The 13,015-nt window shown below is 62.3% G+C and carries 12 protein-coding genes; 8 read left to right on the top strand and 4 right to left on the bottom strand.

Annotation, left to right across the window (positions count from 1 at the left end):
• Positions 1 to 52 precede the first annotated feature (52 nt).
• The 8 genes from uspA to ACSBQS_RS22695 all read left to right on the top strand — a co-directional run bounded on the left by uspA (position 53) and on the right by ACSBQS_RS22695 (position 9,139).
• Entirely contained in the window at positions 53 to 490 is a 438-nt protein-coding gene (gene uspA, locus ACSBQS_RS22730) for a universal stress protein UspA (RefSeq protein WP_004930988.1), read from the top strand.
• A 200-nt stretch (positions 491 to 690) separates the two neighbouring features.
• Complete coding sequence (gene gdhA / locus ACSBQS_RS22725; RefSeq protein ID WP_016930438.1) at positions 691 to 2,034, top strand: NADP-specific glutamate dehydrogenase; 1,344 nt, start codon at positions 691 to 693, stop codon at positions 2,032 to 2,034.
• A 329-nt stretch (positions 2,035 to 2,363) separates the two neighbouring features.
• A complete protein-coding gene (locus ACSBQS_RS22720) occupies positions 2,364 to 3,350 on the top strand; it encodes an autoinducer 2 ABC transporter substrate-binding protein (RefSeq protein ID WP_033636379.1) in 987 nt (328 codons plus the stop codon).
• A gap of 105 nt (positions 3,351 to 3,455) precedes the next feature.
• A complete protein-coding gene (locus tag ACSBQS_RS22715) occupies positions 3,456 to 4,955 on the top strand; it encodes a sugar ABC transporter ATP-binding protein (protein WP_028128101.1) in 1,500 nt (499 codons plus the stop codon).
• A complete protein-coding gene (locus ACSBQS_RS22710) occupies positions 4,948 to 5,937 on the top strand; it encodes an ABC transporter permease (RefSeq protein ID WP_015379367.1) in 990 nt (329 codons plus the stop codon). The genes ACSBQS_RS22715 and ACSBQS_RS22710 overlap by 8 nt, the downstream gene beginning before the upstream one ends.
• Before the next feature lies 1 nt (position 5,938).
• Entirely contained in the window at positions 5,939 to 6,892 is a 954-nt protein-coding gene (locus ACSBQS_RS22705) for an ABC transporter permease (RefSeq protein ID WP_016930441.1), read from the top strand.
• A 10-nt stretch (positions 6,893 to 6,902) separates the two neighbouring features.
• Positions 6,903 to 8,540, top strand: coding sequence for an FGGY-family carbohydrate kinase (locus tag ACSBQS_RS22700; RefSeq protein ID WP_047026520.1), 1,638 nt, complete (start codon positions 6,903 to 6,905; stop codon positions 8,538 to 8,540).
• The gene (locus ACSBQS_RS22695) at positions 8,540 to 9,139 is read left to right on the top strand and encodes an SIS domain-containing protein (protein WP_342164991.1); all 600 of its coding nucleotides are present in this window, start codon (positions 8,540 to 8,542) and stop codon (positions 9,137 to 9,139) included. The genes ACSBQS_RS22700 and ACSBQS_RS22695 overlap by 1 nt, the downstream gene beginning before the upstream one ends.
• A gap of 28 nt (positions 9,140 to 9,167) precedes the next feature.
• Here the strand turns inward: ACSBQS_RS22695 and rsmJ are convergent, their stop codons facing one another.
• From rsmJ to ACSBQS_RS22675, 4 genes are all read right to left on the bottom strand, one after another.
• Positions 9,168 to 9,914 (bottom strand): 16S rRNA (guanine(1516)-N(2))-methyltransferase RsmJ, encoded by a 747-nt coding sequence (gene rsmJ, locus ACSBQS_RS22690; protein WP_342164989.1) that lies wholly within the window; start codon positions 9,912 to 9,914, stop codon positions 9,168 to 9,170.
• Between the two features lie 8 nt (positions 9,915 to 9,922).
• On the bottom strand, positions 9,923 to 11,965 hold the full coding sequence (gene prlC / locus ACSBQS_RS22685) for an oligopeptidase A (RefSeq protein ID WP_033645356.1): 2,043 nt from the start codon (positions 11,963 to 11,965) through the stop codon (positions 9,923 to 9,925).
• 118 nt (positions 11,966 to 12,083) lie between these two features.
• Complete coding sequence (locus tag ACSBQS_RS22680) at positions 12,084 to 12,545, bottom strand: HIT family protein (protein WP_042785540.1); 462 nt, start codon at positions 12,543 to 12,545, stop codon at positions 12,084 to 12,086.
• Positions 12,546 to 12,561: 16 nt separating this feature from the next.
• The gene (locus tag ACSBQS_RS22675; protein WP_047026522.1) at positions 12,562 to 12,966 is read right to left on the bottom strand and encodes an ASCH domain-containing protein; all 405 of its coding nucleotides are present in this window, start codon (positions 12,964 to 12,966) and stop codon (positions 12,562 to 12,564) included.
• Positions 12,967 to 13,015: the final 49 nt, after the last annotated feature.

The following is a 13,015-nucleotide window of genomic DNA, read 5'->3' as shown; positions in this document are numbered from 1 at the left end:
GGAACGCCTGCTAACCCTTTTTAATCGGCATGTTTATGGAAGGAGTATTCTTATGGCTTACAAACACATATTGATCGCGGTAGACCTATCCCCGGAAAGCAAGATCCTGGTAGAAAAAGCCGTCTCTATGGCGCGGCCGTATAACGCCAAAGTTTCTCTGATCCACGTCGATGTCAACTATTCCGATCTCTATACTGGCCTTATCGACGTCAATCTCGGCGACATGCAAAAGCGCATCTCTGAAGAAACTCACCAGGCGCTGACCGAGCTGTCGCAAAACGCCGGCTACCCGATCACCGAGACCCTGAGCGGCAGCGGCGATCTGGCGCAGGTGCTGGTGGACGCCATCAAGAAATACGACATGGACCTGGTGCTGTGCGGCCACCACCAGGACTTCTGGAGCAAGCTGATGTCTTCCGCTCGCCAGCTGATCAATACCGTGCACATCGATATGCTGATCGTGCCGCTGCGCGACGAAGAAGACGAATAAAGTAAGCGCTTGCTAACTTAACTGCCCAACGCCCGCGCCCTGCGGGCGTTTTTCATGCCGCCACGCCGATTAATCGCTTGATAATCAACCGCCCTCCGATGATATAGTCGCTAAAGACACAACATTCTCCCCCGGGCATCACCTATACCCAAATCTATAAGAAATAGCGGGGGAAAATTTAATGCTAAAAGGAGTTATCCATGGAATATGCCGTATCGGTAGAGTCTTTCCTGTCCTCGTTACAACGCCATAACCCCCACCAGCCGGAATATCTGCAGGCCGTGCGCGAAGTGTTCACCTCGCTGTGGCCATTTATCGAGCGCAACCCGCGCTATCGCGAACAGGCGCTGCTGGAGCGCCTGGTGGAGCCCGAGCGCATCATTCAGTTCCGCGTCAGCTGGGTGGACGATCGCGGCCAGGTGCAGGTCAATCGCGCCTTTCGCGTCCAGTTCAACTCGGCCATCGGCCCCTACAAGGGCGGCATGCGCTTCCACCCGTCGGTAAACCTGTCGATCCTGAAGTTCCTCGGCTTTGAGCAGACCTTCAAGAATGCGCTGACCACCCTGCCGATGGGCGGCGGCAAAGGCGGCTCCGATTTCGATCCGAAAGGCAAAAGCCAGGGCGAGATCATGCGTTTTTGCCAGGCGCTGATGACCGAGCTGTATCGCCACTTGGGCCCGGACACCGACGTGCCGGCCGGCGACATCGGCGTCGGCGGCCGTGAAGTCGGCTTTATGGCCGGCATGATGAAGAAACTGTCCAACAACACCGCCTGCGTGTTTACCGGCAAAGGGCTCTCCTTCGGCGGCAGCCTGATCCGCCCCGAGGCGACCGGCTACGGCCTGGTGTACTTTACCGACGCCATGCTGCAGCGCCACGGCCTGGGCTTTGAGGGGATGCGGGTGGCGGTGTCCGGCTCCGGCAACGTGGCGCAGTACACCATCGAGAAAGCGTTGGAGCTGGACGCGCGCGTGATCACCGTGTCGGATTCCGGCGGCACTCTGGTGGACGAAGACGGCTTCACCACCGAGAAGCTGGCGCACCTGGCGGAGATCAAAAACCAGCGCTACGGCCGGGTGGCGGACTACGCCCGCGAACGCGGCCTGACCTACCTGGCGGGCCAGCAGCCGTGGAGCGTGCCGGTGGATATCGCCCTGCCGTGCGCCACCCAGAACGAACTGGATCTCGAGGCGGCGCAGACGTTGATCCGCAACGGGGTGAAAGCGGTGGCGGAAGGCGCCAACATGCCGACCACCATCCAGGCCACCGACGCCTTCCTCGACGCCGGGGTGCTGTTCGCGCCCGGCAAGGCGGCCAACGCCGGCGGCGTGGCCACCTCGGGGCTGGAGATGGCGCAAAACGCCGCGCGCATCGGCTGGCGGGCGGAAAAAGTGGATGTACGTTTACAACATATCATGGCGGATATTCATCATGCCTGCGTGGAATACGGCGGCGAGGGCAAGCAAACCCACTATGTACACGGCGCGAATATCGCCGGTTTCGTTAAGGTTGCGGAGGCGATGCTGGCCCAGGGCGTGCTGTAATCGGGCGCAAAGGTGATCTTGTTCACACATCGATTAAATGCTTCAATGCCGGCTCCTTCGCCGGCATTTTTTTCCGCGTCCAAGCCATCAAAATGATGCAAAAACGTTAATTAAAAGTTAATAAAAAGTTATTTATGGCCGTTTAATTGGTAGTAAATTTACCACCGCCAAATAATTAAACATTTATTTAACATTAAATACGCCAGTATTTTACTTAAATGTGCGCAGATCACATTTCATTAACTTCGGCTACGCTCCCTCTTCCATTCCTTTGTAATCTGCAGCGGTGGAAAAACCGCCACCCCTACAGATAAAAAAAGGTACAGCTAATGAAATTTAACCTCGCATTATTAAATGCATGTGTGGTTTCTGCGTGCATGTTATCGACAACACCTGTGTTCGCCGCTGATAAATATGAGATTGCCGTGGTCGCCAAAGTGACCGGCATTCCGTGGTTCAACCGCATGGAAGTGGGCGTCAACGAAGCGGCGAAAAAACTCGACGTCAACGCTTACCAGACCGGCCCGTCTACGCCGGATCCGGCTGCGCAGGTCAAGGTGATTGAGGATCTGATCGCCAAGAACGTCAACGCCATCATCGTGGTGCCGAACGACGCCAAGGTGCTGGAGCCGGTGCTGAAAAAAGCGCGCGACAAAGGCATCGTGGTGCTGACCCATGAATCCCCGGACCAGCAGATCGGCCAGTGGGACATCGAAACCATCGACAGCGAGAAATACGCGCAGGCCAACGTCGATGAGCTGGCGAAAGACATGGGCGGCAAAGGCGGCTACGCGATCTACGTCGGCTCGCTGACTGTGCCGTTGCACAACGCCTGGGCCGATTCCGCCATCAAATACCAGAAAGAAAAATACCCGGACATGTTTGAAGTCACCTCGCGCTTGCCGGTGGCGGAAAGCATCGACAAATCCTACGCCACCACGCTGGATCTGATGAAAACCTATCCGCAGATGAAGGGCATCATCGGCTTCGGTTCGCTCGGCCCAATCGGCGCCGGCCAGGCGGTAGCCAAGAAACGCGCCAAGGACAAAATCGCGGTGGTGGGCATCGCCATGCCGGCGCAGGCCGCTCCTTACCTGATGCGCGGCGACATCAAGAAAGCGCTGCTGTGGGATCCGAAAGACGCCGGTTATGCGCTGGTGACGGTGGCCGACCAGCTGCTGCAGGGCAAAGAAGTGAATAAGGACCTGTCGATCGAGGGCCTCGGCAAAGCCGACGTCGATATGGAACACAAAGTGATTCGGTTTAATAAGATTTTGGAAGTGACCAAAGACAACGCCCAATCGCTCGGATTCTGATTTTTCGCGTAATTTCGCCACACCGGGAAAGTAGTTAAACCCTCGTAGGGGCGCAGCGTTGCTGCGCCCAGGGCTTCGGCCGCTACGCAAGCACAGGTTAACGTTATGACAGCCTCCCCCGCATTTATCACCCTGGAGAATATCAGCAAGCGATTCCCAGGCGTGCTGGCATTAGACCAGATCAACCTGACGCTGAATAAAGGCGAAGTGCACTGCCTGGCCGGACAAAACGGCTGCGGCAAAAGCACCATCATTAAAATCATCTCCGGCGTCTATCAGCCGGAAAAAGGCGCCAATATTTCGCTGGAAGGCAAACTCTTCCACGCCCTGACGCCGCAGCTGTCCGGTTATTACGGCATACAGGTGATCTACCAGGACCTGTCGCTGTTCCCTAACCTGACGGTAGCGGAAAACATCGCCATCCACCGTTACCTGCCCGGCGGCCACTTCTGGGTGCGCAAGCGGGTGATGCGCCAGACGGCGCTGGACGCCATGGCGCGGGTCGGCGTACACATCGATCCCGATAAAAAAGTGGAAAAACTGTCGATCGCCGATCGGCAGCTGGTGGCGATTTGCCGCGCCATCGCCGCCGAAGCGCGCTTGGTTATCATGGACGAACCGACCGCCTCGCTGACCCGCCAGGAAGTCGACGGCCTGCTGCGGGTGGTCAACGAGCTGAAAGCAGCCGGCATCTGCGTGGTGTTCGTCAGCCACAGATTGGATGAAGTGATGGAAGTCGCCGATCGCATCAGCGTGATGCGCGACGGCAAGCTGGTGGGCACCTGGCCGGCCAGCGAACTGGACAGCCATGAACTGGCGTTCCTGATGACCGGCCAACGCTTCCATTACAGCCCGCTGCCCCCGCTGCCGCCGGCCGAACAGGCGCCGCTGCTCGAGGTGCGCAACCTCAGCCGCGGCGAGAAATACCGCAACGTCAATCTGGCGCTGCGCGGCGGCGAGATCGTCTCTATCGTCGGCCTGCTCGGTGCCGGCCGCACCGAACTGTGCCTCAGCCTGTTCGGCATGACGCGGCCGGACAGCGGCGAGATCCGCATCGAGGGCCGGGCGGTGCAGCTGCACAACAACCGCGAAGCGGTGCGCCACGGCATCGGCTATGTGTCGGAGGATCGTCTGACGCAGGGATTGATCATGGAGCAATCGATCTACGACAACACCATCGTCACCGTCTTCGATCGGCTGCATACCTCGCTCGGGCTGCTGGATCACGCCAAGGCGACCGAGCTGGTTAACCGGCTGATCCGCGATTTGAACATCAAGGTGTCCGACAGCGCATTGCCGGTGAAAACCCTGTCCGGCGGCAACGCCCAGCGCATCGCCATCGCCAAATGGGTCGCGACCCAGCCGAAGATCCTGATCCTCGACTCGCCCACCGTCGGCGTCGACATCGCCAACAAAGAGGGGATCTATCAGATCGCCCGCGATCTGGCGCAGCTGGGCATGGCGGTGCTGATGATCTGCGACGAGATCCCGGAAGCCTATTACAACAGCCATCGGGTGATGGTGATGCGCAAAGGCGAGCTGATCGCCGAGTTCGCGCCGCACCAGAGTACCGAACAACAGATCGCCGAGGTGGTGAATGGATAAGTCATTATTGGCCCGCCTGGCCGGGCGGCACGAGTTTTATCTCGGCCTGCTGGTGCTGCTGCTGGCGATCGGCCTGAGCGCCGGCACCGATGAGTTTCTGACGCTCGGCAACCTGACCGACGTCGCCACCAGCTACGCCATTCTCGGCATCCTGGCCTGCGGGCTGTTCGTGGTGCTGATCGCCGGCGGCATCGACATTTCGTTCCCGGCAGTCACCGCCATCGCGCAGTATGTGATGGCCAGCTGGGTGATCCAGCACGGCGGCAGCTTCCCGCTGGCGTTCGCCCTGGCGATTGGCGTCGGCCTGCTGCTCGGGCTGGTGAACGGTTTCCTGGTGTACTGGCTGAAAGTGCCGGCGATCATCATCACCATCGCTACCCTTAACCTGTTCTACGGCCTGCTGGTGTACGCCACCAACGGCACCTGGCTGTACGGCTTCCCGGACTGGTTCATGAACGGCATCAACTGGTTCTCGTTCCAGGGCGCCGACGGTTACGACTACGGCCTGACGCTGCCGCTGCTGTGCCTGCTGGCGACCATCGTCGTCACCGGCGTGCTGATGAACCGCACCCGGCTGGGGCGCCAGATCTACGCCATGGGCGGCAACCGCGACGCGGCGTCGCGCCTGGGGTTGAACCTGCTGCGGCTGCACTTCTGCGTCTACGGCTATATGGGCATTCTGGCCGGCGTCGCGGCGGTGGTGCAGGCGCAGATCACCCAGTCGGTGGCGCCCAACTCGCTGCTCGGCTTCGAGCTGACGGTATTGGCGGCGGTGGTGCTGGGCGGCACCAGCATGAGCGGCGGCCGCGGATCGTTGACCGGCACCCTGCTCGGCGTGGTGCTGCTGGCCTTCCTGCAAAACGGGCTGACGCTGCTCAGCGTCTCGGCCTATTGGCACCAGGTATTCAGCGGCGCGATCATTTTGATCAGCATCAGCACCACCGCCTGGAACGAAAAACGCAAGCTGCTCAAGGAGATCTGACATGACACAGTTAACTCGGTTGATCCCAAACGATCGGATCATTCGCCTGCAGGGCGCGATCATCATCGCGGTGGCGCTGCTGTTCGCCGGGCTGCTCGGATCGCGCTTCTTCAGCCTCGGCAACTTCCAGTCGATCGCCTCGCAGCTGCCGATCCTCGGCCTGCTGGCGCTCGGCATGGGCATCACCATGCTGACCGGCGGCATCAACCTGTCGATCATCGCCGGCGCCAACGCCTGTTCGCTGGTGATGGCGGCGATCATCGTCAGCCATCCCGACCAGCCGCTGTTCCTGGCGCTGGCGCTGTTGGCCGGCCTGCTGGTGGCGGTGGCGATCGGCGCGCTCAACGGCGCGCTGGTAGCCTGGATAGGCGTCTCGCCCATCCTCGCCTCGCTCGGCACCATGACCCTGATCACCGGCCTGAATATTCTGCTGTCCAACGGCGCGGTGATCTCCGGCTTCCCGGCGGCGATTCAATTTCTCGGCAACGGCGCCGTGCTCGGCGTGCCGGTGGCGCTGATCCTGTTCCTGCTGGTGGCGGTGGGTCTGTGGCTGCTGCTGGAGCACACCACGCTGGGGCGCAGCCTGTACCTGATCGGCTCCAACGAGCAGGCCACCCGCTTCAGCGGCGTGAACACCGCGCGGGTGCAGATCGCGGTGTATATCCTGTCGGCGCTGCTCGGCTGGGGCGCCGCCCTGCTGATGATGGCCAAGTTCAACTCGGCCAAGGCCGGCTACGGCGAATCTTATCTGCTGGTGACCATTCTGGCCTCGGTGCTGGGCGGCATTAACCCGGACGGCGGTTTCGGCCGTATTCTGGGGCTGGTGCTGGCGCTGATCGTGCTGCAAATGTTGGAAAGCGGCCTTAATTTGCTGGGGGTCAGCAGCTACCTGACCATGGCCCTGTGGGGCGGCGTGCTGATCCTGTTTATCGCGTTACAGAATCGAAAAGCCTGAGGAGAAAATAATGGCGAGCTATTTTATTGGCGTAGATGTGGGCACCGGAAGCGCGCGCGCAGGCGTATTCGATCTCAATGGCCGCATGGTCGGCCAGGCCAGCCGGGCCATCGATCTGTACCGGCCGAAGGCGGATTTCGTCGAGCAGTCGTCGGATAACATCTGGCAGGCGGTGTGCAATGCGGTGCGCGACGCGGTCAACCAGGCCGACATCAACCCGATCCAGGTCAAAGGGCTGGGCTTCGACGCCACCTGTTCGCTGGTGGTGCTGGATAAAGAAGGCAAACCGCTGACCGTCAGCCCCTCCGGCCGCACCGAGCAGAACATCATCGTATGGATGGATCACCGGGCGATCGCCCAGGCCGAGCGCATCAACGCCACCAAACACCGGGTGCTGGACTTCGTCGGCGGCATCATTTCGCCGGAGATGCAGACGCCGAAACTGCTGTGGCTGAAGCAACACATGCCCACCACCTGGGCCAACGCCGGTTACCTGTTCGATCTGCCGGACTTCCTCACCTGGCGCGCCACCCAGGACGCCACCCGCTCGCTGTGCTCGACGGTGTGCAAGTGGACCTATCTCGGCCACGAGCAGCGTTGGGACAAGAGCTACTTCCAGCAGATCGGGCTGGAAGACGTGCTGGAACACGACGCCGCCAAGATCGGCAGCGACGTTAAAATGATGGGCGAGCCGCTGGGCCACGGCCTGACTCAGCGCGCCGCCAGCGAGATGGGGCTGATCGCCGGCACGGCGGTGAGCGTATCGATCATCGACGCCCACGCCGGCACCCTCGGCACGCTGGGCGCCACCGGCGTCTCCGGCGAGGTGGCCGACTTCAACCGCCGCGTCGCGCTGATCGGCGGCACCTCCACCGGCCATATGGCGATGTCACGCACCGCGCGCTTTATCGGCGGCGTCTGGGGGCCGTATTACTCGGCGATCCTGCCGGAATACTGGTTGAACGAAGGCGGCCAGTCCGCCACCGGCGCGCTGATCGACCACGTCATCCAGTCGCACCCGTGCTATCAGGAGCTGCTGGCGCAGGCGAAAACTCAGGGCCAGACCATCTATGAGGTGCTGAACGCCATTCTGCGCCGCATGGCCGGCGAGCCGGAGAACATCGCCTTCCTGACGCAGGACATTCACATGCTGCCGTACTTCCACGGCAACCGCTCGCCGCGCGCCAACCCGACGCTGACCGGCATCCTGACCGGGCTGAAGCTGTCGCGCACGCCGGAGGACATGGCGCTGCACTACCTGGCCACCATTCAGGCCATCGCGCTCGGCACCCGCCACATCATCGAAACCATGAACCACAGCGGCTACAGCATCGACACCATCATGGCCAGCGGCGGCGGCACCAAGAACCCGATCTTCGTGCAAGAGCACGCCAACGCCACCGGTTGCGCCATGCTGCTGCCGGAGGAGAGCGAAGCGATGCTGCTGGGCGGAGCGATGATGGGCACCGTGGCGGCCGGCGTGTTCGACACCTTGCCGGAGGCAATGAGCGCCATGAGCCGCATCGGCAAGACGGTGACGCCGCAGACCAACCAGATAAAAAGCTACTACGATCGCAAATACCGGGTGTTCCACGAGCTGTACAACGACCACATGAAATACCGCCGGTTGATGCAGGAGGAGGTGTGATGCAGCAAGAGTGGCGGCAGGCCGTGCAGGGCTGGCAAACCTACAGTCAGGAGCTGGCGCAGCTGGGCGAACGCCTCGATGCGCGCACCTGGCAACGGCTGTTGGCGCTGCTGGCCGACTGCCGCGGTAAAATCGCCGTCACCGGCGTCGGCACCTCGGGGATTGCGGCGCGCAAGATAGCCCATATGCTGGCCTGCGTGGATCGGCCGGCGGTCTATCTCGACGCCACCGGCGCGGCGCACGGCGATCTGGGCTTCCTGCGCGCCGACGATCTGCTGATCCTGATCTCGCGCGGCGGCAATTCCGACGAGCTGACCCGCCTGCTGCCGACGCTGCAGGCCAAGGGGGTGACGCTGATCGCGGTGACGGAAAACCCGCATTCCGCCATCGCACAGGCGGCGCAGCTGACAATCGCCTCCGGGGTGCAACGGGAGATAGATCCGCTGAACATGCTGGCCACCACCTCGATTGTGCTGGTGTTGGCGATCTTCGACGCCGCCTGCGCCTGCCTGATGACGCGCAGCGGCTATGACAAGGCCGCCTTGCTGGCGGTGCATCCGGCCGGCGGCGTGGGGAAAAGTTTGCGGGAGGAAAACTGAGGGCCCGACACCGCGGGCCCGGCAGACATTACAGCGGCATGTAGATGTCGAAACGGTGGCTTTTGGTCAGCGTGGCGGCGTGCGCCGGCACGTCGGCCAGCGGCGGCGCGTAGTCCGGGCGTTTCACCACCACGCGCTTGGTCGCCAAACGGCGCGCCGGTTCCAGCAGGCCGTCGGCGTCATCGTCGCTGCCCACCAGCGATTGGAACACCCGCATCTCTTTCTTCACCAGCGCGCTTTTCTGCTTGTGCGGGAACATCGGATCGAGATACACCACCTCCGGGCGCGGGCTGAGATCCGCCAGCGCCGTCAGGCTGGAGGCGTGCAGCAGCGTCAGACGATCGCGCAGCCACGGGCCGATTTCCGCATCCTGATAGCCGCGCTGCAGGCCGTCGTCCAGCAACGCCGCCACCACCGGATTGCGCTCCAGCATCCGCACCCGGCAGCCCAGCGCCGCCAGCACGAAGGCGTCACGCCCCAGCCCGGCGGTGGCGTCCACCACGTCCGGCAGGTAGCTGCCCTTGATGCCGACCGCCTTGGCCACCGCCTCGCCGCGGCCGCCGCCGAAGCGGCGCCGGTGCGCCATGGCACCGGTGACGAAATCGACGTAGATCCCGCCGAGCTTCGGCTCGTCGCGCTTGCGCAGCTCCAGCCGCTGCGGGGTCAGTACCAGCGCCATCGGCGCATCGTCGTCGGACGTCAGCTGCCAGCGCTGCGCCAAAACAGACAAGGCGCCGGGATCGGCGCCTGCTTCACACAATAAACACACGCTCACGTGTCGGGTTATCCTTTAATGCCGTAATGGCGCAGCATAGCATCCAGCTGCGGCTCGCGGCCACGGAAGCGTTTGAACAGCGCCATCGGCTCTTCCGACCCGCCGCGCGACAGGATGTTGTCGAGGAAGGATTTGCCGGTCTCGGCGTTGAAAATCCCCTCTTCTTCGAAGCGCGAGTAGGCGTCGGCCGACAGCACTTCCGCCCACAGGTAGCTGTAGTAACCCGCCGCGTAGCCGCCGGCGAAGATGTGGCTGAAGGCGTGCGGGAAGCGGCCCCAGCTCGGCGAAGGCACCACCGCCACCATTTTCTTCACTTCCGCCAGCGTCGGCAGGATCTGCGCCCCTTTCTCCGGGCTGTATTCGAAGTGCATGCGGAAATCGAACAGACCGAACTCCAGCTGGCGCAGAATGAACAGCGCCGCCTGGTAATTCTTGGCCGCCAGCAGCTTGTCGAGCATGGCCTTCGGCAGCGGCTCGCCGCTCTGGTAGTGGCCGGAGATAAACGCCAGCGCTTCCGGCTCCCAGCACCAGTTTTCCATAAACTGGCTCGGCAGCTCGACCGCATCCCACGGCACCCCGTTGATGCCGGAGACGCCGGCGGTATCGATCTGCGTCAGCATGTGGTGCAGACCGTGGCCGAACTCGTGGAACAGCGTAGTCACTTCGTTATGGGTGAACAGCGCCGGCTGGTCGCCCAGCGGGCGGTTGAAGTTACAGGTCAGGTAAGCGACCGGTTTTTGCAGCGTGCCGTCGGCCTTGCGCAGGCTGCCGACGCAGTCGTCCATCCAGGCGCCGCCGCGTTTGTTTTCGCGGGCGTACAGATCGAGGTAGAAGCTGCCGCGCAGCTCGCCGTCGGCGTCGAACAGATCGAAGAAGCGCACGTCCGGATGCCAGGTATCCACGTCTTTACGCTCTTTGGCGGTGATGCCGTAGATGCGTTTCACCACCTCGAACAGCCCTTCCACCACCCGCTGTTCCGGGAAGTACGGGCGCAGCTGCTCGTCGCTGATGGAGAACAGGTGCTGCTTTTGTTTTTCGCCGTAATAGGTGATGTCCCAGGCGTCGAGCTCGTCCACGCCATAGTGCTGTTTGGCGAAGGCGCGCAGTTGCGCCAGCTCCTGCTCGGCCTGCGGGCGGGCGCGCTTGGCCAGATCGCTCAGGAAGCCGATCACCTGCTCCGGGCTTTCCGCCATCTTGGTCGCCAGCGACTTGTCGGCGTAGGTGTCAAAGCCCAGCAGCTGAGCCAGCTCATGGCGCAGCGCCAGCGTTTCCGCCATCACTTCGCTGTTGTCCCATTTGCCGGCGTTCGGCCCCTGATCGGAGGCGCGGGTGGCGAAGGCGCGGTACATCTCTTCGCGCAGCGCGCGGTTGTCGGCGTAGGTCAGCACCGGCAGGTAGCTCGGCATGTCCAGCGTCAGCAGCCAGCCGTCCTGCTCTTTGGCCTGCGCCATCGCCTGGGCCTGCGCCAGGGCGCTTTCCGGCAGGCCGCTCAGCTCGGCTTCGTCGGTAATCAGTTTGCTCCAGCCCATAGTGGCGTCGAGCACGTTGTTGCTGTAGGTAGAGCCCAGTTCGGACAGGCGCGCGACGATCTCGCCGTAGCGCTGCTGTTTGTCCGCCGACAGGCCGATGCCCGAGAGTTCGAAATCGCGCAGCGCGTTGTCCACCGCCTTGCGCTGCGGCACGCTCAGCGTCTCGAACGCCGCGCCCTCTTTCAGGCTGCGGTAGGCCTGGTACAGCCCTTCGTGCTGGCCGACCCAGGTGCCGTACTCGGACAGCAGCGGCAGCGCCTGCTCATAGGCGGCGCGCAGCTCCGGGCTGTTTTTCACCGAGTTCAGGTGCCCGATCGGCGACCAGATGCGAGACAGGCGATCGTCCGACTCCGCCAACGGCTGACACAGATTGTCCCAGGTGAACGGCCCCGGCTGCGCGACCACGCGCTCTACCGCGGCGCGGCAGTCCGCCAGCGCGGATTGCACCGCAGGCACGATATCTTCAGGGCGGATCGCCGAGAACGGCGGCAGGGAAAACGGGGTCAGCAACGGATTTGTCATAGGGCAGTCCTGATTAGCGTTGGGGCCCGCCGCGAGGGCGAGCCTTAAAATGCGTATGAATCTCTAACATGGAGCCGGGCAACAGGAAAATCAATGCCCGGCGTTGATCGTTCGTGCCTTAAACGGCGCATTGGCGAATGCGGGCGGCCAGCGCCGCCAGCTGTTCGTCGTCGGCGCGCGCGGCGTCGTGGGAGGAAATGTAGCCTTCGTAACGCGTGAAAAACTTCGGCGAGGTCGATTCGATCGGCCGCCACTGCTCCAGCGACGCAGTGCCGTGCAGCGGGATCAGTTTGGCATGCACATGGTCGACGCCGTAGCCCTCGAACACCATGCCGCAGCGGCCGACGTCGTCGAACGCGCGATCCAGCTGCCGCGCCACCCGCTTGGTCGCCAGCATCAGCGCGCTCAGCACCTCGTCCGGCAGATCAAACGCGTAGCTCGGGTGGTGCGCCTTGGGGATCACCACGCTGAAGCCGTCGGTGTTGGGAAAGATGGACAGGAACGCCAGATGGTCGTCGTCTTCCCAGATTTTATGGCACGGCGCCTTGCCCGCCACGATGTCGCAAAAAATGCAGCTCATCCTTTCTCCTTGTGATTCACAGCGTTTCAACCCGTTCGAATTCTTCGAATACCAGCCACATGTCCGGCGCAAAGCTCCCCTCGCGGGTAAAGAATGCCTGATGCCCCTCGCGCCAAAATGCCAGGCTTTTGTCGCCTTCGCCCTCTTTGGCCGCCATCTCGGCGGTCACCTGGTCGTAGCGCACCAGGCGCAGCGCCAGGGTCCTGATCACGCAGGCCGGTTCGCCGCGGCCATCAAGAACGATGTTGTAATCGCCGATCCTCGGGGTTTGTTCCCGACGATAGCTCGCATAGGAACTGCAGGTGGCGGTTTTATCCCCGCTCAGCACCAACCCCAGCAGTTCGTCGGCTAACGCGGGGCCGTCGCCGAACGCCCAGCGCGCCGCGTCGGGGTAATTCGCCAAAATCGCCTGTTTGCTCATCGTCCTGTCCCTTTCTGTTAACGTCTGCGGCAACGGAGTCCGGTTTTTC

Origin of the sequence: Serratia sp. H402Y (assembly GCF_051172415.1) — a bacterium.
Taxonomy (GTDB): Bacteria; Pseudomonadota; Gammaproteobacteria; order Enterobacterales; family Enterobacteriaceae; genus Serratia; species Serratia ureilytica.
The sequence above is the reverse complement of the archived record's forward strand: the minus strand, read 5'-3'. Positions and strand labels throughout refer to the sequence as shown.